The organism is Pseudomonas sp. E315, assembly GCF_055406205.1.
Window position 1 is genome coordinate 221032 of sequence record NZ_JBUZPJ010000003.1, and the last position, 22267, is coordinate 243298.

Genomic DNA, 22267 nt, shown 5'->3' on the forward strand with positions numbered 1-22267 from the left:
AAGCCCACTGCGCTAGCGGTGGGTTTTGTTTTACAGGCCTTTGCCGCACGGATAATGGGCCGCGCTTTCGTGATCCGAGAGTCTGCTCACCTGAAAATCTTTAAAACCGTCACCAGCGGTTCGCTGGCTGAAGACTTGCGCTCAAGGTGGGTGAAAACCCAATCAGCTCAAGCCTGAAAATGACTCCACCAGTGAAATGCGTCTCAGGTTTTTAGGAGCTTTGTAATGCCTGACATCTATCACTTTTTCCAAATGCTGGTTAACGGCCTCAACGTTGGCAGCACCTATGCCCTGATAGCCATCGGCTACACGATGGTTTACGGCATTATTGGAATGATCAACTTCGCCCACGGCGAGGTGTACATGATTGGTTCCTATATTGCATTTATCGCCATCGCAGGCCTGACCATGATGGGTCTGGACAGCGTGCCACTGCTGCTGACGGCCGCGTTTATCGCCAGCATTGTGGTAACCAGTGCTTACGGCTATAGCATTGAACGGGTTGCCTACCGTCCATTGCGGGGCAGTAATCGCTTGATCCCTCTGATTTCTGCCATTGGCATGTCGATTTTCCTGCAAAACATGGTGCTTTTGTCCCAAGACTCAAAAGACAAATCCATCCCCAACCTTATCCCTGGCGGTTTCACCTTTGGCCCTGGAGGCGCCAGTGAAGTTATCGTCTCCTACATGCAGATTGTGGTCTTCGTCGTCACCTTCCTTGCCATGCTTGGCTTGACCCTGTTTATCTCTCGCTCACGTATGGGACGCGCATGCCGCGCCTGTGCCGAAGACATGAAGATGGCCAACTTGCTGGGCATCAATACCAACAACGTCATCGCACTCACCTTCGTGATCGGTGCTGCTCTGGCAGCCGTTGCAGCGGTACTGATCAGCGTGCAATACGGCGTGATTAACCCTAACGCAGGTTTTCTGGTAGGCCTTAAAGCCTTCACCGCTGCAGTATTGGGCGGGATCGGCAGTATCCCCGGCGCGATGCTCGGTGGTCTGGTGCTCGGTGTGGCTGAAGCCTTTGGTGCCGATATTTTTGGCGACCAGTACAAAGACGTAGTGGCTTTCGGCCTGCTCGTATTGGTGCTGCTGTTCCGTCCGACCGGCATTCTGGGACGTCCGGAGATTGAAAAAGTATGACTAGAAATCTTAAGTCGGCGCTTTTTAGTGCCCTGTTGGTCTGGGCTGTGGCCTACCCGGTGCTCGGTCTGAAACTGACTATCGTCGGGATCAACATTGAAGTTCATAACACCAGCACCTTTACCCTGAGCGTTATCGCGATCTGTTCGCTGCTGATGTTTGTGCGAGTGTTGTTCAGCCAACAACTGAGTGCAGCCTGGAAGGCCTCGCCCGCAATGCCTAAAGTCCCGGCCAAGGCGACTAACTTCCTGACCCTGCCCAGCACTCAACGCTGGATCATTCTCGGTTTGGTCGTTGTTGCGTTGATTTGGCCGTTCTACGGCTCGCGTGGCGCAGTCGATATCGCCACGCTGATTCTGATCTACGTGATGCTGGGCCTTGGCCTGAACATTGTGGTCGGTCTGGCCGGGTTGCTCGACCTGGGTTATGTGGGCTTTTATGCCGTGGGGGCTTACACCTACGCGCTGTTGGCGCACTACTTCGGCTTGAGCTTCTGGGTTTGCTTGCCGTTGGCGGGCCTGATGGCCGCGACATTCGGCTTCCTGCTGGGGTTCCCGGTGCTGCGCTTGCGCGGCGACTATCTGGCCATCGTGACCTTGGGCTTCGGTGAAATCATCCGTCTGTTCCTGCGTAACCTGACAGACATCACCGGCGGGCCAAACGGTATCAGCAACATTCCTAAACCCACACTGTTCGGGCTGAGCTTCGATAGAACCGCAGCTGAAGGCATGCAAACCTTCCACGAGTACTTCGGCATCGCCTACAACTCGATCAACAAGGTCATTTTCCTGTACCTGATCGCGTTGGTATTGGTGCTGATCGTATTGTTCGTGATCAACCGTTTGCTGCGCATGCCCATTGGTCGTGCGTGGGAAGCACTGCGTGAAGACGAAATCGCCTGCCGCGCGCTGGGCTTAAACCCTACCGTCATCAAGCTGTCCGCTTTCACCTTGGGTGCTACTTTCGCTGGGTTTGCCGGTAGTTTCTTTGCCGCTCGCCAAGGTTTGGTGACCCCTGAATCATTCACCTTCCTAGAATCAGCAATCATTCTTGCCATCGTGGTACTGGGCGGCATGGGCTCACAACTGGGCGTGATTTTGGCGGCCGTGGTGATGATCTTGCTACCAGAGATGATGCGCGACTTCAGTGAGTACCGAATGCTGCTGTTCGGCGCCCTGATGGTGCTGATGATGATCTGGCGCCCGCAAGGTCTGCTGCCAATGCAACGTCCTCACTTGGAGCTGCGAAAATGAGCCGCGAGATTCTGAAAGTCAGTGGCCTTTGCATGCGCTTTGGCGGCTTGTTGGCGGTAAACGGCGTGGGCCTGACCGTCAAAGAAAAACAAGTGGTATCGATGATCGGCCCTAACGGTGCTGGCAAGACCACTGTGTTCAACTGCCTGACCGGTTTTTATAAGCCCTCCGCTGGCAGCATCCTGTTGGATGGTCAGGCCATTGAAGGCCTGCCGGGGCACGAAATCGCCCGCAAGGGCGTGGTGCGAACCTTCCAGAACGTGCGCCTGTTCAAGGACATGACGGCCATTGAGAACCTGCTGATTGCTCAGCATCGTCACCTCAATACCAACTTTCTGGCGGGCCTGTTTAAAACCCCGGCGTTTCGCAAGAGCGAGCGCGATGCGATGGACTACGCCGCGTACTGGCTGGACAAGGTCAACCTGACTGAGTTCGCCAACCGCCCGGCAGGCACCTTGGCTTACGGTCAGCAGCGCCGCCTTGAAATCGCCCGTTGCATGATGACGCGCCCGCGTATTCTCATGCTCGACGAGCCCGCAGCCGGTCTTAACCCTAAAGAAACCGAAGACCTCAAAGCGCTAATCAGTGTTTTACGCAACGAGCACAACGCCACCGTGCTGTTGATTGAACACGACATGAAACTGGTCATGAGCATTTCTGACCATATCGTGGTGATCAATCAGGGCACACCTTTGGCTGACGGGACGCCGGAGCAGATCCGCGACAATCCTGAAGTGATCAAAGCCTATTTGGGGGAAGCGTAAATGCTGCAATTTGAAAACGTCTCGACCTTTTACGGCAAGATCCAGGCCTTACACAGCGTCAACGTGGAGGTGCGTCAGGGAGAAATCGTGACCCTGATCGGGGCCAACGGTGCCGGTAAATCGACGCTGATGATGACGTTGTGCGGCTCACCACAGGCCCACAGCGGCAGCATTCGTTATTTGGGCGACGAACTGGTGGGTTTGAGTTCTGCGCAAATCATGCGCAAAAGCATCGCCGTTGTGCCTGAGGGTCGTCGAGTATTTGCCCGCCTGACAGTCGAAGAAAACCTCGCTATGGGCGGATTCTTCACTGAAAAACACGACTATCAGGAACAAATGGACAAGGTGCTGCACCTGTTCCCACGCCTTAAAGAGCGCTTTACCCAGCGTGGCGGCACCATGTCGGGGGGTGAGCAGCAAATGCTCGCCATTGGCCGTGCGTTGATGAGCAAGCCCAAACTCTTGTTGCTCGACGAGCCATCACTGGGGCTGGCACCGATCATCATTCAGCAGATTTTCGACATCATCGAACAACTGCGAGATGAAGGCGTGACAGTGTTTCTGGTTGAACAAAATGCCAACCAAGCGCTGAAAATTGCTGACCGCGCCTACGTGCTGGAAAACGGTCGGGTAGTCATGCAAGGCACTGGCGAGCAATTGCTCAACGATCCAAAAGTACGTGATGCATATCTGGGCGGCTAAACCTGCCTGCTGCACACAGCGGCCCTTCGGGGCCGTTTTTTATGGGCGGCTGTTTTATGAGCACCTACGGGCGATGCCCACCCGAGAACTGGTTCAGCGCCTGACCACTGCGCTGGAACCAACCCACAAGATAATCAGCCAATACCTGCGTACGTCTGGGCAAACCACCCTGATAAGGGTGCACCAGATACATCGGATGGCTGCGCGTCTGATACTCGCACAACAGCCCACGCAAGCGTCCATCAGCCAATTCGGCGCTGAGCATATAAGACGGCAATCGAGCAATGCCTGCACCAATCACAGCAGCCTTTTTCAGCAGGCTGTAATGATTACTGGCGAATGGCCCCGAAACCCGCACACGAAACAACTCGTGTTGCTGGTGGTACTGCCACTCTTCGCGACCACTGTAGTGACTGTTAAGTAAGCAACGATGCTCAACCAATTGCTCCGGTGTATCGGGCTCGCCGTATTGATCTAGATAGGCGGGGCTGGCGCATGTTATTTCGTGCCAGCTCAATACCGGTTTGGCGACCAACCGCTCGTCATTCGCCACTTGCGAGCGAATGGCCAGATCAAAGCCATCACGGCTCAGGTCGCGATAGCTGTTGTTGAGTTCCAGCTCGATTTGTACCTGCGGATAATCACGCGAAAACTCCAGCAGCAGCGCGTCAAAAAAAGTCTCGCCCAGCGACACCGGTACGGTCATGCGCACTGGCCCAGCCATATCGTCTTTGAGTCGCGCCAACGCCTGACGCGCCCTTTCTACCTGCACCACCAACGCCTGTGCTTGCGGCAACAGCGCAACTCCGGCAGCTGTCAGGCTTAAACGGCGTGTTGTGCGATGTAGCAACACCACCGAAAACTGCGCCTCTAGCTGGCTAATGCGCTTGGACAACTGCCCCTTGCTGCACCCCAACTGCTGGGCAGCCAAAGTAAAGCTGCCGGCTTCAATCAACACAGCAAAGGCAGCCAGATCGTCCATTTCGCTCATCGATTGTTTCCGTATGAAAACCAAAGGTTGCCTATTAGTGCGCTTATCGCCTTAAAAAACCACCACTAGACTGAGCCCACACCTCACCAATGAAGGAACACCTCCATGAAAGTCCTGTTGATTGGCGCTAACGGCACCATTGGTTCTGCGATTGATCGTGAGTTGGCCCCGCGTCACGACATCGTGCGTATTGGTCGCAAGAGCGGCGATTTTCAGGTCGACATCAGCGACAGCCACTCCATTCGCCGATTGTTCGAACAGACTGGCCATTTTGATGCGTTGATCTGCGCGGCCGGGAACGTCAACTTCGTGCCCTTGGCGGACATGAGCGAAAAAGATTTCGCACTAGGCCTGCAGGACAAACTCATGGGGCAAGTTAACTTACTGCTGATCGGACGTGAATTTGCCAACGACGGGGCCTCGTTTACCTTTACCAGCGGCGTGATCAACCGCGAGCCCATTCGTACCGGCAGTTCAGCAGCGCTGGTCAATGCGGCATTGGATGGCTTTGTGCGCGCCGCGGCCATTGAATTACCCCGTGGCTTGCGAGTGAACTCGGTCAGCCCAACAGTGCTGCAAGAAGCGATGAGCAAATACGCCCCCTACTTCCGGGGCTTCAAACCAGTGGCAGCTTCAGACGTGGCGCTGGCCTACGCCAAAAGTGTCGAAGGCCTGCACACCGGCCAAACCTATCAAGTGGGCTAAACACTTGTGATGCGCGACTAGCCTCAGTAACGTGGCGGCACTTGCCAGGAGTCCCGATGATGCGTGCTGCCCGTTCCTTAGTTTTGTTCGCCCTGTTGCCCGTATTCGCGGGTTGCCAACTGCTCAATAGCAAAACCCCCGATTCCAATGCCAGCTTGACCCGCTTACAAGGTGAGCTGGTGTCGGCAAATGGCCAATTAGTGTTCCAGCCCTGCGTTGGTCAACAGCGATATGTAGTGCGCGACAGCGCTAACACCACTCTCGTACAAGACGCGATAGAAATGCCTGACACGCCCGGCAAGTTATTCGCCGACATACGTGGCAGCTTTACTGCCAGCACCACGGCGGGCACTGACGGCGAAGTTCAGCTACAACAGCTTTATCGGCTGGAGCGCAACAGTGCAGCCTGCCAAGACCCCAACTTCAAGCAATTGACCGTGCATGCCAACGGCAACGGCCCGGCGTGGGTGGTGCAAGCGGGTGCCAAAGGTTTGGTGCTGGAGCGCGAAGGCCAGCCAAAACTGGCGCTGCCCTTTGTTGAGGAGCAAGTTGGCGACGGCCGCTTTTATCTATCGACCGAAGCCAACAATCAGCACATTGAGTTGTGGGTTGCCCCTCAGCGTTGCACCGACAGCGCCAATGGCAGCGTGCAGCACTTGGGCGCCGAACTGCGCATTAACGGCCAAGTTCAGCGTGGTTGCGGCTATTTTGGCGGCGCGCGTAACGACTAATCGACAACTGTTACTGCACATTGCGCTTTTAGCCTGACAGTACCGCCCCGAAGCGGCTTATAATCGCCGGTTCGCATTAAAGCTGCCGGGGCGCCCCAGTGGCCCGCAAATTGGACCCTGACATGTTACGAATCACCGAACTCAAGTTGCCGATCGACCATCCCGAAGAAGACCTTCGCCCTGCCATCCTGCAGCGCTTGGGCATCGCCAGCGATGAACTGCTCGATTTCACCTTGTTCAAGCGCAGCTACGACGCACGCAAAAAATCGTCCGAGCTGTGCTTTATCTACACCATTGACCTGAGCGTGCGCGATGAAACGCCGCTGCTGATCAAGTTCGCGGATGACCGCAACGTCAATCCAGCCCCCGATGTCAGCTACAAAGTAGTAGGCCAGGCACCGCAGGACTTGAGCGAGCGGCCAATTGTGGTCGGTTTTGGGCCGTGCGGTATCTTCGCAGGCCTGCTGCTGGCACAAATGGGCTTCAAGCCGATCATCATTGAGCGCGGCACAGAAGTGCGCCAGCGCACCAAAGATACCTGGGGCCTATGGCGTAAAAACGTGCTCAACCCTGAGTCCAACGTGCAGTTTGGTGAAGGCGGCGCGGGGACATTCTCGGACGGCAAGCTCTACAGCCAAATCAAAGACCCGAAACACCACGGTCGTAAAGTCCTGCACGAGTTTGTCAAAGCGGGCGCGCCTGATGAAATTCTCTATGTCAGCAAGCCGCACATCGGTACGTTCCGTCTGACCGGCGTTGTTGAAAACATGCGCCAGCAGATCATCGCACTGGGCGGCGAAGTGCGCTTTGAACAGCGCGTGACTGACGTGCTGATCGAAGACGGGCAACTGACTGGCGTGATGCTGGCTAATGGCGAGCAACTGAATTCACGCCACGTGATCATGGCGCTGGGCCACAGTGCCCGTGACACCTTCCGCATGCTTCACGGTCGCGGCGTGTACATGGAAGCCAAGCCATTTTCGGTGGGTTTCCGCATTGAACACCCGCAGTCATTGATCGACAGTGCCCGTTTGGGCAAGTACGCCGGTCACCCAAAACTGGGGGCCGCCGACTACAAATTGGTGCACCACGCCAAAAACGGTCGCTCGGTTTACAGCTTCTGCATGTGCCCTGGTGGCACAGTGGTTGCGGCCACCAGCGAACCAGGCCGCGTTGTTACCAACGGCATGAGCCAATACTCGCGTAACGAGCGCAATGCCAACTCCGGCATCGTGGTTGGCATCACCCCTGAAGACTATCCGGGCGGGCCATTGGCCGGCATCGAGCTGCAGGAGCGTCTCGAAGCTCACGCCTACGTGCTGGGTGGCAGCAACTACGAAGCTCCGGCGCAACTGGTTGGCGACTTTATAGCGGGCAAACCGTCTACCGAGTTGGGCAGCGTTGAGCCGTCTTACAAGCCGGGCGTTGCGTTGGGCGATTTGGCGCTGGCCTTGCCTGATTACGCCATTGAAGCCATTCGTGAAGCCTTGCCTGCATTTGAAAAGCAGATCCGAGGTTTCTCAATGCACGATGCCGTGCTGACCGGTATCGAAACCCGCACATCATCACCGCTGCGCATGACCCGTGACGCGTCGATGCAAAGCCTGAATGTCAAAGGCCTGTTCCCGGCTGGCGAAGGTGCAGGTTACGCAGGCGGTATTCTGTCTGCCGGTGTTGATGGGATTCGGATTGCCGAAGCCGTCGCCCGTGACATCTTGGGCATTGAGGCTTAAGCCTTTGGCTCGATAGCAAAGAGCGTGCTGGTGACAATAACGCCAGCACGCTTATTACGATTTAAACACCCGCCCTCAACACCCCGCCAGGCAACGCTGCGCCCTGCTCCACGCAGGCTTTCACCGCGTCGATCAGACCTTGCAGCGCATAACCTTGAGCGCTGAGCCACTGTTCATCGTAGTAAGTGGTTGCATAACGCTCACCGCCATCACACAAAATCGCCACGATCGAACCTGACTCACCGCTGGCCACCATGTGCTGCGCCGCAACGAGTGCGCCTATCAGGTTAGTCCCGCTGGAACCGCCAACCCGTCGTCCCAATCGCAGCGCCAGATAGTGCATGGCCGCCAGCGACAAGGCGTCCGGTACTTTCACCATCGCGTCGATTACCTTGGGCAAAAAGGACGCTTCAACCCGTGGTCGGCCAATGCCCTCAATGCGAGAGCCACAATCAAGCTGCAATCGGGTATCACCACTCACATAAGAGTCGAAAAACACCGAGCGCTCAGCATCCGCGCACAACACCCGCGTGCTGTGTTGGCGATAACGCACATATCGCCCCAAGGTCGCAGTGGTGCCGCCCGTGCCGGGGCTTGAAATCAACCAGCTCGGCTCCGGGTGACGCTCAAAGCGCAGCTGCTGAAAGATGGATTCGGCGATGTTGTTGTTTGCCCGCCAGTCAGTCGCTCGCTCGGCGTAGGTGAACTGATCCATGAAGTGGCCGCCGGTTTCCCGGGCCAAGCGTTCTGACTCCGACTGAATTTGCGTCGGGTCTTCAACCAAATGGCTTTGGCCGCCATAGAAGGCAATTTGATCGATTTTGGCCGGCGAGGTGCTGGCAGGTATCACGGCAATAAAAGGCAACCCCAGCAAACGCGCAAAATACGCCTCTGACACCGCCGTTGAACCACTTGAGGCTTCAATGACTGGCGAGCCTGCCTTCAACCAGCCATTACACAGCGCATACAAAAACAATGAGCGCGCCAAGCGATGTTTAAGGCTGCCCGTCGGGTGACTGGACTCATCCTTAAAATACAGCTCGATACCCGGCAAACCTGGCAACGCCAGCGGGATCAGGTGCGTGTCGGCGCAACGCTGAAAATCCGCTTCAATTATTCGTATGGCTTCACGTGCCCATTGGCGGTCGTCGATCATGAAATTGGCTCGTAATGGCAAGCGGCCAGGCTTTACCACCACGGTAGGCGCTGCTCTGCGTGCGTCAAAAGTAGGTGCATCCTAAGGTATTTCTCACTACTGACACAGACACAATAACGACTCAATTTGACACACAACTGCTAGGCTTTTTAAGGTCGTGATATCAGGCAACTGCTTATAACAAAAAAGAATATATTTTTTGTTTTAACAACTAACGGCACGGGTTAGGGTGTCGCACCCTTTAACTATTCAATGGAGAGCGACCTTGCCTCTGCGTAGTACTTTCACTCGTTTCTTTCAGTTGGAAGCTGCCAGCGGTTTGCTATTGATTGCCGCAGCCGCTCTGGCTTTGATCATCAATAACTCACCGCTTTCTCACTTCTACACAGCCTTTTTGGATGTGCCGGTGGCGGTTCAAATCGGCGCCCTGCAAATCGCCAAACCCTCGTTGCTGTGGATCAACGACGGCCTGATGGCTTTGTTCTTCCTGCTCATTGGTCTGGAGGTCAAACGCGAGCTGCTCGAGGGTCATTTGTCCAAACCCTCACAAGTGGTTCTGCCCGGCGCAGCCGCTATTGGCGGGATGGTGGTTCCAGCGCTCATTTACTGGTTTCTGAACAAGGACAACCCGGCCGCCCTTGGCGGTTGGGCCATCCCGATGGCCACCGACATTGCCTTTGCCCTCGGCGTGTTAGCGCTGCTCGGCAAGCGTGTGCCGGTGTCGTTGAAGCTGTTTCTGATGACGCTGGCAATCATCGACGACCTGGGCGCAATCATCGTGATTGCCGTGTTCTACTCCAGCGAGTTGTCCGGCCTGTCACTGTTGTTGGCTGCTGCGTGCCTGGTGGCGTTGATTGTGATGAATCGCATGGGCGTGGTGAAAATCGCGCCTTACATGATCATCGGCCTGATCCTGTGGGTGTGCGTGCTCAAGAGCGGCGTACATGCGACGTTGGCGGGCGTGACACTGGCGTTCTGCATTCCGCTGCGAACCAAAAATTCCGAGCCTTCGCCTCTGCTGAGCATCGAGCATGCGCTACATCCTTGGGTGGCTTACGGGATTTTGCCGCTATTTGCATTCGCCAACGCAGGCGTATCACTGGCGGGCGTTAACCTGCACAGCTTCACCCACCATGTCCCAATGGGTATTGCGGCGGGTTTGCTGATTGGTAAAACCGTGGGCGTGTTTGGTTTGACGTGGCTTGCCATCAAAACCGGCCTCGCGGCACTGCCTGCGGGCGCGAACTGGGGTCAGGTGTTTGGCGTGGCCATTCTGTGCGGGATAGGCTTCACCATGAGTCTGTTCGTTGGCTCGTTGGCGTTTGTCGCGGGTAGCAGCGAATACGTGGGCATGGACCGCATGGGCATCCTGACCGGCTCGATCCTCGCAGCACTGATCGGGTATGGTGTGACGGCGTTCTTTAGCCGCAATCAACAACCCGCTTAACCGCGTAGGCGCGAGTTTACTCGCGATGCACTTACGCAATAAAAACCCCCGAACAGCATAAGCTGGCCGGGGGTTTTTATTTTTTGCGATAAACCCGTGGGCTTATTGGGTCACGCGGCTGGTGCCATCAACCGTCATGATGCGCACGCGCTCGCCAGTACGGAAGACCTGATTCGGCTCAACCTGCTGCACATAAGCACGGGTGCTGCCGTCATCTTCACGCACGGTGATTTCTACGCCCTGAGTTTTGGTCAGGCCAGACTCAGCAGCAGAACCCAGCAAACCACCTGCGACGGCGCCAATTACGGCGGTCACGATGCTGCCACGGCCACCACCGATAGCACTGCCACCCACACCACCCACGATTGCACCTGTTGCAGCGCCGATCGGGGTCTTGGTGCCTTCAATTTGTACAGGGCGTAAGGCAACGATTGTGCCCATACGAACGGTTTGTACGCGACGCGCTTCATCACGCGAGTATGTGTCGCCGGTCAAGCTTGAGGTGCAGCCGCTCAACAAGACTGTCATGGTAGAAAAAGCAGCAATTAACAGTACGGACTTACGCATGAGATCAACTCCAATAGATCAGGGATTCATTAAACTCCGCAGCCGGGGGCATGTCACCGCACGGCGCAGATAAAATGGCCTTTATTCAGCGCCTGTACAGCCAGGCCAGGCCCCACAGCCATTTAAAAACTTAAGCAAAGGGTAGCGCGTAATAACAAAACTTGCGCCGCCCGCCACAGGATTGCCATGGACTACTTCATCATTTTCATCACCACGGCCGCAGGTTTGTATTTTCACGGGTGGTTGTATGTGCGCATTAAACGCTGGATGGATCGAGATTTGGCGCTGTCGCTGGCAGCAGACGATGCCGACAAGAAGGCCTTTATGCTGGAGCGCCTTAAACTTGCCCATCAGCAAAAAGTAAAACGCCGCGACTTGCCAGCATGGCTGCAAGCGGCCGCGGCTGATTACTCAGTCAAGGCGCCAAACGCTCGCGCGTCCAGTCAGCCCCCTCAAGCCGGTAGTTAAGCCTGTCGTGCAAACGGCTGGGGCGCCCTTGCCAAAACTCGATGCGCTTGGGCAGTAGCCGAAAACCACCCCAGTGCTCAGGGCAGTGTGGTTGGGTGTCACTGAAGCGTGCCTCAGTAGCCTTGAGCAACTCGGTTAATGCTTCACGGCCACTGATCACCTGGCTTTGCGGCGAAGCCCACGCTCCAATCCGGCTGCCCAGTGGGCGAACCTGATAGTAGGCGTCGGACTCTTGCGCCGTAACCTTGACCACGTCGCCTTCGATGCGCACCTGACGCTCCAGTGTCGGCCAGAAGAACGTCATTGCAGCGAATGGCCGCTCTACCAGTTGCTGGCCTTTGGCGCTGGTGTAGTTGGTAAAAAAGGTGAACCCTTTTTCGTCCAACCCTTTGAGCAGCAAAACCCGGCAATGCGGTCGACCTTCGGCGTCCACCGTCGCCAACGTCATGGCATTGGCCTCGACCGGTGGCTGCTCGGTTTTGACAGCATCAGCAAACCACTGATGAAACAACGCGAAAGGTTCCGCCGGGGCCTGAGCCTCGGCGAGCCCGTCACGGGTGTAGTCACGTCGCATATCGGCCAACGCTTGAGTCATGACACCCTCCCGTAGATCAAACCATCAGTTTTTGGCTTGGGTGTTGGCAGCATCTTTTTTGGCCGCAGCTTTTGCCACCACTGGTTTTTTGGCAGGTGCCGCTTTTACAGGCTTTTTAGCTGGCGTTGCTTTCTTGGCCACCACTGCCTTTTTAGCGGGTGCAGCGGCCTTTTTGCTCGAAGCTTTTGGCGCCGCTACTGCCGGTTGTACGGCCAGCAGTTCAGCAGGCGACAACGCAGGCTGGCTGTATTTGCTGACCAAAGCCAACATGGTGTTTTGCGGGGTCATCAGGATTTCAACCCGGCGGTTCAGCGCCCGGCCTTCGTTACTGTCGTTGGCTGCACGCGGCATAACCGAGCCCATGCCACGCAAGGTCAGGCGATTGCTCTGCAAGCCGCTCAAGCGGAAGATCGCAGCCACAGATTTGGCGCGATCCAGACTCAACTTGGTATTGGCAGCCATCGCACCCGTGGTGTCGGCATGGCCCAGTACCAGAACGGCTGTTTTAGGGTCACCTTCAACCACTTTAGCCACGCGAGTGAACGGGCCGAGCATGTTAGGCATCAGCAAATCCGGGCGAGTGGCTTTAAACGAGCTGTCAGCGGAGGCTACGATCACCAGCAGGTTCTCACGACGCTCCAACTTCAGGTTGGTGTCTTTGATGGCCAAACGCAGGCGCGGCTCATACTCATCCAACCAGGCTTGGGTAATTTTCGGATCTGGCATTGGAATAACTTTGGTAGCAGCTGTCTTCGAGTCTTTGGCGTCGCTACCACCGAATGGCCACCACCAGTTCTTCTCTGTCTTGGTGCTTGCAGCGGGGGCTACAACTGCTACGGCTTTTTCTTTTTCGACGGCGGCCTTGGCGGCAGGCGGCGTAACTTTTTTGTCGGTTGCGCTGGCGTTTTTGTCAGCCGCAGTGGACGCCTGATCACTCGATCCCAGTTGCCACCATTTGTGGCCACCTTCGGCGTCATTCTGTGGAGTTTGTGCGCAACCGGTAATAGCCAGGCAAAGAGCCAAAGCGAGGGTCTTATTAGATGACATTGAATATCCACACAATGAATTAAGAATAAAGAGGCGCTATGCCCACATAAAAAAACGTATTAAACACATAAAAGCTACAGCGTTCCGACCTACGGCCTACAAATACCCCGTTATAGACAGTCGGCCAAAACTTTAACCAGCTTTTGTGCTCGCGGGTCCATCAGCACATAGGGCCCTAGTGTATTCGTGACGAAGCCAAATGCCACCTCAGAATCGGGGTCAGCAAACCCGATCGAGCCACCTGCACCCGGATGACCAAACGCTTTAGGCCCAAGCCCATACGTAGCGTTAGGCACACTGGGTTGATCAAGCATGCAACCAAGCCCCAAACGGGTTTGGGTGCGTAAGGTTTTGTCCTCACCCAAGCTGTGTTCACGCGTCAACTCAGCAAGCATTTCGCTCTCCAGCAAACGCCCATCCAGCAAGCCGCTATAAAACCCCGCCAAGCTGCGTGCGTTGCCGTGACCATTGGCCGCTGGCTGCTCCATCCGTCGCCACTGCGGCTTGTTAGTGCTGGTCATGATAGACGGCGGGTTGGTAAATGCCCGGGTGCTCATGGACGTAGGCTCTTTCATCATCGCCTGTAACAAACGTTGAGCCGCAGCATCCCCAATATTGCCCTTGCTGCGAGCGACATGCGCGACCCGATAAAACTCTTCGTCAGCCAAACCAACATGGAAGTCCAGCCCCAGCGGCTGTGCCGTGCGCGCCATGATCGACTGACCGGCACTACGCCCATCAGCGCGACGAATCAACTCGCCCACCAGCCAGCCATAAGTGATAGCCGCATAACCATGCCCTTCACCCGGCGTCCACCACGGCGCCTCAGCAGCCAAGGCGTCGACCATCACCTGCCAGTCATACAAGGCCTCTGGCGGCATCAGTTCACGCAAGGCTGGTAACCCGGCTCGATGGCTCAGCAGTTGACGCAATGTAATGGACTCTTTGCCCGCTGCCGAAAACTCGGGCCAATAGCGCGCCACCGGTACGTCCAGCTCAAGCTTGCCCTCTTCCACCAGTTGCAACGCCGTGACGGCGGTAAAGGTTTTGGTGCAGGAAAACAGATTAACAAGGGTGTCGGTGTGCCAAGGCTGCTCGCCGTCTTTATCAGCAGTCCCGGCCCACAGATCAATGACGGTTTCGCCGCCCACTTGGATGCACAACGCCGCACCGCGCTCTTGCGGGTCGTTAAAAATCTCTGCAAACGCTTCGCGCACTGCTTCGAACTTAAGGTCGTGAAAACCCTGAATCTGCACCCGTACCTCCTGGATCAAGCTTCGCTCAACAAGGGGTGCATTGTTCCAGCCCTAGTCAGATTTTGAAACAGAGTAAACAACTCCTTTCGTACAATTTTCACGTCTAGTACGCGTGGCGCAGACGCTATCAACCCATGAGTGGATTTTTCGTGAAAAAGCCAAGCCCTGACGCTAACGTGCTCGCGTTAGCCGCAGTTGCGTACTATCGCGAGCACCCCTAACAACCGCCCGCCAAACCTAAAGCGCTGCGTAAGCCAAGGTGGCGAGTTTTTGAACACGAGGGTCCATCAGCACATGGCTGCCCATCGTGTTAGTGACAAAACCAAACGTCACCTCTCGCTCAGGGTCGGCAAAAGAAACCGGGCCACCCAACCCTACATGACCAAATGCGTTGGGGCCCATGCAATGCGTTGCCCCCGGCTCAGTCGGTTGTTCCATCATGCAGCCCAACCCATAACGCATGGGGCGCAGCAAGGTGCGATCCATACTTTTGCTGTGCTCACGAGTGAAGTCTTCCAACAAATCAGGGCCAATCAAACGCCCAGCCAACAGCGCACTGTAAAACCCGGCCAAACCGTGGGCGGTGCCATGCCCATTGACGCCCGGCTGCTGATGCGCCCACCAACGCGGGTCATCTGTTTGGCTAGGTGAGTTGGAAGGGTTGGTAAACGCGAGGGTTGCCACATGTTCGGGCTCACCGACCAACACGTTGCGCAGGTCTTGCGCATAGTTGTCGCCAACTCGGCCCGGTGCGCGTTCGAAATAAGCGATGCGGTGGAAGTGCTGTGGCTCTACCCCCATGTGAACTTCCAGCCCGTTGGGTTGCGAAATCTGCTCCCTAATAAAGGTGCAAGGGGCTCGGCCATCAACGCGCCGAATGAGTTCTCCCACGATCCAGCCGTAAGTAGTGGCACCGTACGCTACGTCTGTGCCCGGCGCCCACCAAAGAGGCTCGGCCGCCATCACCTCAATCATGGCTTCCCAGTCGTACATAACAGGGCTACGACTGGGTAAGCGCAGTGCAGGCACCCCAGAGGTATGGGACAACACCTGACGCAAAGTGACCCGTTCTTTACCGCCTTGCGCAAACTCTGGCCAGTAGTGCGCAACCGGAACATCCAGCTCCAGCTTGCCCTGCTCCACCAGCATTAAGGCGGCCACTGCGGTAAAAGGCTTGATGGCACAGTAGGTATTGACCAACGTGCCGTGATCCCAAGGTTTATTACCTTCTAAATCCGCCACACCCGCCCAGAGATCCACAACCGTTTCACCGCCAACTTGTACGCAAACGCCAGCGCCTCTCTCTTGAGGGTCATCAAAAATGGCCTCAAACGCTTGCTGAACGGCTTCGAATCCTGCTGCACACTTCCCTTTTGCGTCCATATCGAAGGCTCCATTCAATTGAGTGGAAAACCTTAGTTCTAGAGGGGCAGTACGCCACGTCACAGCCACCCGATAGCGACGAACAGTATCGCCGCCTGTCGGGTTTCAGATAATCAGTGACTTTTAACGGGTGCTGGGCTGTGAGAGCTGGTTTTGACGGCCTGCTCTGCTTGAGCCTGCCCCTTGGCTGCCTCTTGCCCGATCTGATCAAGCAGACCCAGGTTCGCTTTGCGCACACTGTCGACAAAGCCTGTAAAAGGCAGGTCAGTGATCCCAATCATGCCGAAATGGCCGTTTTCACCATCCAGCAAACGCCCGGTCACTGGCTGATCCAGGTACTGAAACCAATGCACGCCCACAATGGAGGGCTCATCTGCGGCTTGCTTGAGGAACTTGGCGTAAGCAGGGCCACGCGCTTGCTCATTAGGCACCTCTGTCACGCCGCCCCAAAATGGGCCGCGATCGCGGGAGCCGAAATTGAACTCGGTGATCATCACCGGCTTATCTAACTCATGCAGTTTCGCGAAGTCATAACCGTCCTGCGGTTGCAGGGTATAGAAGTTAAAACTCAGCACATCGCAGTACTGCGCGCAGGAGGCCACGGCCTCTGGAGTGCTGGCGGCAAAACGCCCGCCAAGCATCAGATGGTTGGGGGCGTGCCACTTCAATGAATCAGTGATGGTTTTGAAATAGGTGTCAGCGAACACCTTTTGAAAGTGCTGATAATCCGCCTCGATCTGCGGGTGTTCAGCATTAGGCAATGGGGCTTCAAAACCTGGGTCTTCCATCAATTCCCAAGCCGGGATATCTACCCCCCACGCCTTGGACAAACCTTGCTGGTTGCGGTACTTGTCGCGCAATTGCTTAAGGAAGGCGCGCTTGGCCGGCACATCAGTGCTTAAGCGCAACGTGCCATAGGCCAGCGCGTAGCGTGATTTAGGGTCGTTGCCAGGGCCCGCCCATGCCAATTCGTTATCGGCGAAATAACCGATCAGCCAGGGATCATCGCGGTGATCACGCGCAGCAATCGCGACCGCTCGTTCAGTGGCCATCGCAAAACGCGGGTCAAACGGGTCAGGCATGCCGCCCCACCAGTCAGCGCCGGTGCTGATACTGGCGTAATCGCCCACAATCGACAGCGGCAAGGTGTAAGGCACTCGATCGTTTAGGCCTAGCGCCGGATCGCTCCAGTTGCCAATGGTGTTGAACCCCCAAGCTTGCAAGCGATCCAGAGTGTGGGTCTGCCAGCGTTTAGCGTCGAAAACAACAGGCGGGCAAGGCACAGCAGGCTCGGCTTGGGTCACCGCACAGGGCTGGCCGTAAAGGCGTTGCAGGTTGGCCCCATAAAAGTTGTACCAACGCCCGGCATTAAACCCCCGGCCCTGAGAGGCTCCGTTGCCGTTCACATGATCGGCGTTGCCGTAAAAATTACCCAACGGCGCGCTGCCTTCGGGCAGATCGGTAAACATCCATTCACGCCCGGTCACGTAGGTCTGACTGTCATTGGCAGTGACGGCGTTCAAGCCCAACGAGTAAAACGGGTGCCCCTCTGGGGTGACCAAATGCCAGCGGCCGTTACGCTTTTCGGTATGGAAAAACCCCGTAGCCTTAAATGTCGGGCCTTTAAGCAACCCACCAAAGGTGTCTTGCTCGCTACGTGCCGCCAACCAACCTTTAAGCTGTTGTTGCTCTTTGGCAGCCGCCGCTTTTAGCTGCTCGTCATTGCTTACACGCTCTGGCCATTTGGCGCGTGTGGACTGGCCGTAACCGTCAACAATCGAGCCGTACACCGCCTTGATCACACCCTCGCCATCCTGCACGCCAAAACGCTCCAGCAAGATGCTTTGCGCAGCAGAAGGTTGCGGGATCGACAAGGTGACCGACACCACTTGACTACGATCTATCTCGCCTTCACTGCCAGCCAACAGAATGCGCTGCCCCTCAAGGGTCATCGGCATTGGCGGGCCTGCGCGCATGCCTTGGCTACGGGGCGAATTGGCTTGCAAAGGCAGCAGCAAGGTTTGAGCAGGCCCAGCCGGCAGGTCAATGCGACTGGTGAGGGTTTTGCCGTTGCTGCTTTGTACCGTGACGTCGAGGGTCAACGCCCAGCTCATCGCATTTTGGATGCGCAGGGTCATCATCCCCGAGCCGGACCAGTCCCAGGTACCACTTTGCGGGGTCAAACGCAGGCTGGGCGCAGTGGCCGGGTTGAAGGTTACGCGGCGCAGCACTTCACCTTCCGCTGTTTGCTCCGCGTTGTATTGCGGCAAGCTCGCATCCACGGTCACCACTTGCACCACATCAGCGGGGCGGACGAAGTTGAACAAGGTTTGTTGACCCGCAGGCGCCGCCCAAAGCGGGGTCGCGACCATCAACGCAAAAACAGCAGATAACGAACGGCCAATCATATGGATCTGGGTCTCCCTAACGACCGAAAGCGGCCTGTGAGGTGCTAAGAGTCAAAGCATAGGTCGCAAAGTCGGAAATTACGCCGACTCGCTCTTAAGAAATTTCACGCCGAAATGGCGGCAACGCGTTGAGAATAGCCTTGCCGTAGCGCTGAGTGACCAAACGCCGATCGAGCAGAGTAATCGTGCCGCGATCCTGTTCGGTTCGCAGCAACCGCCCGCAAGCCTGCACCAACTTGAGCGAGGCATCAGGCACGGAGATTTCCATGAACGGGTTACCGCCACGGGCTTCGATCCATTCGGCCAATGCCGCTTCAACCGGGTCATCGGGCACTGAAAACGGGATTTTGGCAATCACCACGTGCTCGCAATAAGCGCCGGGCAAATCGACCCCTTCTGCAAAGCTGGCCAGCCCGAACAACACGCTGGAGTCGCCACCATCAACACGCGCCTTGTGCTTGTTGAGGGTTTCTTGCTTGGACAAGTTGCCCTGAATAAACACCTGCTTGCGCCAATCACGCTCCAGGCCGTCAAACACGTCCTGCATTTGTTTGCGTGATGAAAACAGCACCAATGTGCCCCGCGAACCCTCAACCAGATCCGGCAGGTCACGGATGATCGCTGCGGTATGGGCCATTGCATCGCGTGGGTCGGCTTTAAGATCCGGCACTCGCAACACACCTGCATCCGCGTGGTGAAACGGGCTGGGCACCACGGCTGTCACGGCGGCTTTAGGCAGACCTGCACGCATGCGAAAACGATCAAAAGTGCCTAAAGCGGTCAACGTCGCCGAGGTCACCAGAGCGCCGTAGGCTACGTTCCACAGGTTTCGACGCAACATCTCGGCGGCCAGAATGGGGCTGGCGTTTACTTCAATGTCAAAGAGTGACCCGCTTTCGGCCAAAGTTAACCAGCGCGCCATTGGCGGGTTATCTTCCGGGTCTTCTACGGTAAAGGCCGTCCACAATTCCCAGTTACCTTGGGCGCGGGACAACAAACTGCCGAACAGCGGGTACCACTCTTCGGCCTGATTGCTGGTAATACCGATATTGACCTCGCCATCCATGCCGTCCTTGAGGATCTCGGTCAGGCGGGTGAACAGGTCTGTGAGGCGTGAAAAACCCTTCTTCAGCTCAATGCCCATTTCACGTAGATGGTCAGGGATCAAACCGCCAACAAAGCGATGGCGCGGGCGCTCACGGCCCTCGGGTTCTTCACCTACTTTAAAGTCGGCAATTTGCTCACAAGCCGAGAACATGAACTGTTGCTGCGCCTTGATCTCTTTGGCCAGCTCCGGCACTTGCTCCAGCAAGCGGCCCAAGTCGCCCGGCAGCGGGTGTTGCGCCAGCAATTTGGTGAGGTTTTTGGCAGTTTGCTCCAGCCAATCGGCAGTCGAACGCAAACGCGTGTAATGGGCAAAGTGGCCGATGGCCTTGTCTGGCAGGTGATGGCCTTCATCGAACACGTAAAGCGTGTCACGCGGATCAGGCAACACCGCACCGCCACCTAACGCCAGATCGGCCAGCACCATGTCGTGGTTGGTGACAATCACGTCCACCTTGCTCATGCCTTCGCGGGCTTTATAAAAAGCACACTGGCCGAAGTTCGGGCAATGACGATTGGTGCACTGGCTGTGGTCGGTGGTTAAACGCGCCCAATCCTGATCTTCGAGGGCTTGAGGCCAGCTATCTCGGTCGCCATCCCACTTATTACCGGCCAGCTTCTCGATCATGCTGGTAAACAATTTTTGGCTGGCTTCATCGACCTCGATCTTGAAGCCCTCTTCCTCAAACAGCTGCGCCGTCGCGGTTTGCGCGTGGCCTTCTTGCAGCAGCATGTCGAGTTTGGACAGGCACATATAACGCCCACGGCCCTTGGCCAGCGCAAAGCTGAAATTCAGCCCGCTGTTGCGCATCAAGTCGGGGAGGTCTTTGTAAACAATCTGCTCTTGCAGCGCGACAGTGGCCGTTGCGATGACCAAGCGCTTGCCGGCGGCCTTGGCGGTAGGAATCGCAGCCAAGCTGTACGCCACGGTTTTACCGGTGCCAGTGCCCGCCTCAACGGCGACCACAGCAGGGTCGCCACTGCGATGGCCTTCTTCGTCGGTGTCAATGTCGCCCAACACCTTGGCGACTTCGGCAATCATCAAACGCTGGCCATAGCGTGGCTTGAGGCTTTTAGCTTCGAGAAAACGCGAGTAGGCGCCCTGGATCTGGGATTTGAGTTCGTTACTAATCATGGTTCTTCGGGCGCAAGAAACGCTGGATAAATTTTCAGTGGTTCGAATGGCCGCTATCATACCCCGCTAATTCATCCTGCGCCGAACGGAGTACCCCGATGACTGCTTTTGCCCTCGCCTACAGCCTGCATGTATTGGCCGCCCTGATATGGGTCGGCGGCATGTTTTTCGCCTGGATGATTCTGCGCCCAGCCGCTATGACGGCCCTTGAAGGCCCGCAGCGATTAAAACTGTGGGTGCAGGTGTTTCAACGATTTTTTGTTTGGGTGTGGGTCGCCGTTGTGATTTTGCCGATAAGCGGTGTGGGCTTGTTACAAATACGCTTCAACGGTTTCGAAACTGCGCCGCGTTATGTGCAAATCATGATGGGCTTGTACATCGTCATGGTGGCGCTGTTTATTCGGATTCAATCGCTGCAACTACCTGAGTTGCGCAAAGCAGTTGAGGCACAGGATTGGGCCGCAGGCGCAAGCGCCTTGGGCCGGATTCGCAGATGGGTGGGGTGCAATTTGATTGTGGGGTTGGTGTTAGTGGCGATTGCAGCGGCACGCCCCATGTTTTGAAAACGCCCGCTCGACATAGCCTGCGGCAGCCGTGCGTGACAACTGCCGCAAACGCATCACAAGCGCTGAATAATCAGCGCACCCGGCGCTCCTGCCTCACCCGGCTCACCGGCAAGCCCCGCGTGGCCTGACTTACCGCCATCAGCGCGATAAACAATGCAGCCCTTGGATTTACCGCCAGCGCCTGCGCGCCCTGCTTCGCCCGGCTTACCGCCTGCTCCACCATCAACACGCACTTTAATCAGCTCATCGGGGTAATCGCGAGGCAGTTCGAGCCGGACTTGCGCACCTGCAGCGCCCTGCTGGCCATTGCCGCCGTTATCACCATTTGCACCTTTGCCCGCTTGGCCCCACGTACAGCCTGGATCTTCGCCGTTACCGCCATCGAGCCCTACAAAACCTGGGGCTCCGGTGCCACCACGGGCATCAATCGACAATTGCGGGGCTTGCAGCGAGTCAAACCGCAAGGTCAAGTCGCGAGCAGGCCGCGCTGGTTTTTCGAACGTGCCACTGGCACCACGCGCATTGATCTGGCTCCCGCTGTCGAGTTCAGCATGAGCAACTCGCAGTTCAATCCCGCGCTCGCCAGGAACAATGGTAATGCGCGCCTCATGACCTAAACGCAGTTGGTCGATGTTGACCTGAGTAACTCCCGCCGGGATCAGCAAGGTGCCGTAGTCGGCAACTTCAAGCTTTTCGAGCTGCAATACGCTGGTATTGGCCGGTAAACGCATCAAGGTGTTGGCTTGCACTTGCACCACATCCGCCTGAGCAAAAGGGCTGCACAACGCAGCCAATAAACATAACTTACGCATGGCGCGCGCCTTGTTCTGAAGGTTTAGGGAGGGTTTGCACGTGCAGGATTCCAACCAAAAGGATATACAACCGATCACGCCAAGGGTGCGGGCGACCTTGCAGGCTGCTATTGAACAGCACCAGTTCCAGCATGTGCGTCAACAGCAATAGGCTAGCGGCCAGGTTAATCAGCAAATCAAATGGGTTGATCAGCGGTTTAAACACATTGATCAGGGCTACTCCCCAGAACAACAGCGTCAAAACCTTCCCCAGCCCCCAAAACACCTTCATACAACCGCCCTTTTATGTTTTTTC

General features: G+C 56.4%; 21 protein-coding genes. 10 read left to right on the forward strand and 11 right to left on the reverse strand.

The window, feature by feature from the left end:
• The first annotated feature begins 225 nt into the window (after nt 1-225).
• From livH to ACZRJQ_RS06425, 4 genes are read left to right on the forward strand one after another with little or no spacing between them, the layout of a single operon-like run.
• The gene (gene livH / locus ACZRJQ_RS06410; protein WP_463977538.1) at nt 226-1149 is read left to right on the forward strand and encodes a high-affinity branched-chain amino acid ABC transporter permease LivH; all 924 of its coding nucleotides are present in this window, start codon (nt 226-228) and stop codon (nt 1147-1149) included.
• Nucleotides 1146-2402: a high-affinity branched-chain amino acid ABC transporter permease LivM gene (locus ACZRJQ_RS06415; RefSeq protein ID WP_463977539.1), complete on the forward strand. Its 1257-nt coding sequence runs from the start codon at nt 1146-1148 to the stop codon at nt 2400-2402. The genes livH and ACZRJQ_RS06415 overlap by 4 nt, the downstream gene beginning before the upstream one ends.
• Nucleotides 2399-3166 carry a high-affinity branched-chain amino acid ABC transporter ATP-binding protein LivG gene (gene livG, locus ACZRJQ_RS06420; protein ID WP_463977540.1) on the forward strand — a complete coding sequence of 256 codons (768 nt, stop codon included), beginning with the start codon at nt 2399-2401 and terminating at the stop codon, nt 3164-3166. Before ACZRJQ_RS06415 ends, livG begins: the two co-directional genes overlap by 4 nt.
• On the forward strand, nt 3167-3868 hold the full coding sequence (locus tag ACZRJQ_RS06425; RefSeq protein ID WP_463977541.1) for an ABC transporter ATP-binding protein: 702 nt from the start codon (nt 3167-3169) through the stop codon (nt 3866-3868).
• Nucleotides 3869-3932: 64 nt separating this feature from the next.
• On the opposite strand, the gene ACZRJQ_RS06430 is transcribed toward ACZRJQ_RS06425, so the two are convergent.
• Nucleotides 3933-4859: a LysR family transcriptional regulator gene (locus tag ACZRJQ_RS06430; protein ID WP_463977542.1), complete on the reverse strand. Its 927-nt coding sequence runs from the start codon at nt 4857-4859 to the stop codon at nt 3933-3935.
• Between the two features lie 105 nt (nt 4860-4964).
• On the opposite strand from ACZRJQ_RS06430, the gene ACZRJQ_RS06435 reads away from it, so the two are divergent.
• The 3 genes from ACZRJQ_RS06435 to ACZRJQ_RS06445 all read left to right on the forward strand — a co-directional run bounded on the left by ACZRJQ_RS06435 (nt 4965) and on the right by ACZRJQ_RS06445 (nt 8028).
• Nucleotides 4965-5564 (forward strand): short chain dehydrogenase, encoded by a 600-nt coding sequence (locus tag ACZRJQ_RS06435; RefSeq protein WP_463977543.1) that lies wholly within the window; start codon nt 4965-4967, stop codon nt 5562-5564.
• Nucleotides 5565-5623: 59 nt separating this feature from the next.
• Complete coding sequence (locus ACZRJQ_RS06440; protein ID WP_463977677.1) at nt 5624-6295, forward strand: COG3650 family protein; 672 nt, start codon at nt 5624-5626, stop codon at nt 6293-6295.
• Between the two features lie 122 nt (nt 6296-6417).
• Nucleotides 6418-8028: an NAD(P)/FAD-dependent oxidoreductase gene (locus ACZRJQ_RS06445; RefSeq protein ID WP_463977544.1), complete on the forward strand. Its 1611-nt coding sequence runs from the start codon at nt 6418-6420 to the stop codon at nt 8026-8028.
• 61 nt (nt 8029-8089) lie between these two features.
• Here ACZRJQ_RS06445 and ACZRJQ_RS06450 read toward each other — a convergent pair whose 3' ends face one another.
• A complete protein-coding gene (locus tag ACZRJQ_RS06450) occupies nt 8090-9184 on the reverse strand; it encodes a PLP-dependent cysteine synthase family protein (protein WP_463977545.1) in 1095 nt (364 codons plus the stop codon).
• Nucleotides 9185-9449: 265 nt separating this feature from the next.
• On the opposite strand from ACZRJQ_RS06450, the gene nhaA reads away from it, so the two are divergent.
• Nucleotides 9450-10631, forward strand: a complete 1182-nt coding sequence (nhaA, locus tag ACZRJQ_RS06455; protein ID WP_463977546.1) for a Na+/H+ antiporter NhaA — start codon at nt 9450-9452, stop codon at nt 10629-10631.
• Between the two features lie 102 nt (nt 10632-10733).
• On the opposite strand, the gene ACZRJQ_RS06460 is transcribed toward nhaA, so the two are convergent.
• Complete coding sequence (locus ACZRJQ_RS06460; protein ID WP_463977547.1) at nt 10734-11198, reverse strand: outer membrane lipoprotein; 465 nt, start codon at nt 11196-11198, stop codon at nt 10734-10736.
• A gap of 186 nt (nt 11199-11384) precedes the next feature.
• Between ACZRJQ_RS06460 and ACZRJQ_RS06465 the strand changes: the two genes are divergently transcribed.
• Nucleotides 11385-11666, forward strand: a complete 282-nt coding sequence (locus ACZRJQ_RS06465) for a hypothetical protein (RefSeq protein WP_463977548.1) — start codon at nt 11385-11387, stop codon at nt 11664-11666.
• Here ACZRJQ_RS06465 and pdxH read toward each other — a convergent pair.
• The 6 genes from pdxH to dinG all read right to left on the reverse strand — a co-directional run bounded on the left by pdxH (nt 11614) and on the right by dinG (nt 20594).
• Nucleotides 11614-12261: a pyridoxamine 5'-phosphate oxidase gene (gene pdxH, locus ACZRJQ_RS06470; protein WP_463977549.1), complete on the reverse strand. Its 648-nt coding sequence runs from the start codon at nt 12259-12261 to the stop codon at nt 11614-11616. The genes ACZRJQ_RS06465 and pdxH overlap by 53 nt on opposite strands.
• Before the next feature lie 24 nt (nt 12262-12285).
• Nucleotides 12286-13308 carry an OmpA family protein gene (locus tag ACZRJQ_RS06475; protein WP_463977550.1) on the reverse strand — a complete coding sequence of 341 codons (1023 nt, stop codon included), beginning with the start codon at nt 13306-13308 and terminating at the stop codon, nt 12286-12288.
• Between the two features lie 110 nt (nt 13309-13418).
• Complete coding sequence (locus ACZRJQ_RS06480; protein ID WP_463977551.1) at nt 13419-14564, reverse strand: serine hydrolase domain-containing protein; 1146 nt, start codon at nt 14562-14564, stop codon at nt 13419-13421.
• Between the two features lie 237 nt (nt 14565-14801).
• Nucleotides 14802-15947, reverse strand: coding sequence for a serine hydrolase domain-containing protein (locus tag ACZRJQ_RS06485; protein ID WP_463977552.1), 1146 nt, complete (start codon nt 15945-15947; stop codon nt 14802-14804).
• A 113-nt stretch (nt 15948-16060) separates the two neighbouring features.
• Nucleotides 16061-18355 carry a beta-galactosidase gene (locus ACZRJQ_RS06490; RefSeq protein ID WP_463977553.1) on the reverse strand — a complete coding sequence of 765 codons (2295 nt, stop codon included), beginning with the start codon at nt 18353-18355 and terminating at the stop codon, nt 16061-16063.
• A gap of 94 nt (nt 18356-18449) precedes the next feature.
• Nucleotides 18450-20594, reverse strand: coding sequence for an ATP-dependent DNA helicase DinG (gene dinG / locus ACZRJQ_RS06495; RefSeq protein ID WP_463977554.1), 2145 nt, complete (start codon nt 20592-20594; stop codon nt 18450-18452).
• A gap of 98 nt (nt 20595-20692) precedes the next feature.
• Between dinG and ACZRJQ_RS06500 the strand changes: the two genes are divergently transcribed.
• The gene (locus ACZRJQ_RS06500; RefSeq protein WP_463977555.1) at nt 20693-21157 is read left to right on the forward strand and encodes a CopD family protein; all 465 of its coding nucleotides are present in this window, start codon (nt 20693-20695) and stop codon (nt 21155-21157) included.
• Nucleotides 21158-21213: 56 nt separating this feature from the next.
• Here the strand turns inward: ACZRJQ_RS06500 and ACZRJQ_RS06505 are convergent, their stop codons facing one another.
• Both ACZRJQ_RS06505 and ACZRJQ_RS06510 read right to left on the reverse strand, forming a co-directional pair.
• Nucleotides 21214-21972, reverse strand: coding sequence for a collagen-like protein (locus tag ACZRJQ_RS06505; RefSeq protein ID WP_463977556.1), 759 nt, complete (start codon nt 21970-21972; stop codon nt 21214-21216).
• The gene (locus ACZRJQ_RS06510; protein ID WP_463977557.1) at nt 21965-22243 is read right to left on the reverse strand and encodes a DUF1145 domain-containing protein; all 279 of its coding nucleotides are present in this window, start codon (nt 22241-22243) and stop codon (nt 21965-21967) included. The genes ACZRJQ_RS06505 and ACZRJQ_RS06510 overlap by 8 nt, the downstream gene beginning before the upstream one ends.
• Between the last annotated feature and the right edge of the window lie 24 nt (nt 22244-22267).

Bases quoted from the DNA above. Each gene is read 5' to 3' on its own strand.
- livH (WP_463977538.1), top strand. From the start codon at position 226: ATGCCTGACATCTATCACTTTTTCCAAATGCTGGTTAACGGCCTCAAC.
- ACZRJQ_RS06415 (WP_463977539.1), top strand. From the start codon at position 1,146: ATGACTAGAAATCTTAAGTCGGCGCTTTTTAGTGCCCTGTTGGTCTGG.
- livG (WP_463977540.1), top strand. From the start codon at position 2,399: ATGAGCCGCGAGATTCTGAAAGTCAGTGGCCTTTGCATGCGCTTTGGC.
- ACZRJQ_RS06425 (WP_463977541.1), top strand. From the start codon at position 3,167: ATGCTGCAATTTGAAAACGTCTCGACCTTTTACGGCAAGATCCAGGCC.
- ACZRJQ_RS06430 (WP_463977542.1), bottom strand. From the start codon at position 4,859: ATGAGCGAAATGGACGATCTGGCTGCCTTTGCTGTGTTGATTGAAGCC.
- ACZRJQ_RS06435 (WP_463977543.1), top strand. From the start codon at position 4,965: ATGAAAGTCCTGTTGATTGGCGCTAACGGCACCATTGGTTCTGCGATT.
- ACZRJQ_RS06440 (WP_463977677.1), top strand. From the start codon at position 5,624: ATGCGTGCTGCCCGTTCCTTAGTTTTGTTCGCCCTGTTGCCCGTATTC.
- ACZRJQ_RS06445 (WP_463977544.1), top strand. From the start codon at position 6,418: ATGTTACGAATCACCGAACTCAAGTTGCCGATCGACCATCCCGAAGAA.
- ACZRJQ_RS06450 (WP_463977545.1), bottom strand. From the start codon at position 9,184: ATGATCGACGACCGCCAATGGGCACGTGAAGCCATACGAATAATTGAA.
- ACZRJQ_RS06460 (WP_463977547.1), bottom strand. From the start codon at position 11,198: ATGCGTAAGTCCGTACTGTTAATTGCTGCTTTTTCTACCATGACAGTC.
- ACZRJQ_RS06465 (WP_463977548.1), top strand. From the start codon at position 11,385: ATGGACTACTTCATCATTTTCATCACCACGGCCGCAGGTTTGTATTTT.
- pdxH (WP_463977549.1), bottom strand. From the start codon at position 12,261: ATGACTCAAGCGTTGGCCGATATGCGACGTGACTACACCCGTGACGGG.
- ACZRJQ_RS06475 (WP_463977550.1), bottom strand. From the start codon at position 13,308: ATGTCATCTAATAAGACCCTCGCTTTGGCTCTTTGCCTGGCTATTACC.
- ACZRJQ_RS06485 (WP_463977552.1), bottom strand. From the start codon at position 15,947: ATGGACGCAAAAGGGAAGTGTGCAGCAGGATTCGAAGCCGTTCAGCAA.
- ACZRJQ_RS06490 (WP_463977553.1), bottom strand. From the start codon at position 18,355: ATGATTGGCCGTTCGTTATCTGCTGTTTTTGCGTTGATGGTCGCGACC.
- dinG (WP_463977554.1), bottom strand. From the start codon at position 20,594: ATGATTAGTAACGAACTCAAATCCCAGATCCAGGGCGCCTACTCGCGT.
- ACZRJQ_RS06500 (WP_463977555.1), top strand. From the start codon at position 20,693: ATGACTGCTTTTGCCCTCGCCTACAGCCTGCATGTATTGGCCGCCCTG.
- ACZRJQ_RS06505 (WP_463977556.1), bottom strand. From the start codon at position 21,972: ATGCGTAAGTTATGTTTATTGGCTGCGTTGTGCAGCCCTTTTGCTCAG.
- ACZRJQ_RS06510 (WP_463977557.1), bottom strand. From the start codon at position 22,243: ATGAAGGTGTTTTGGGGGCTGGGGAAGGTTTTGACGCTGTTGTTCTGG.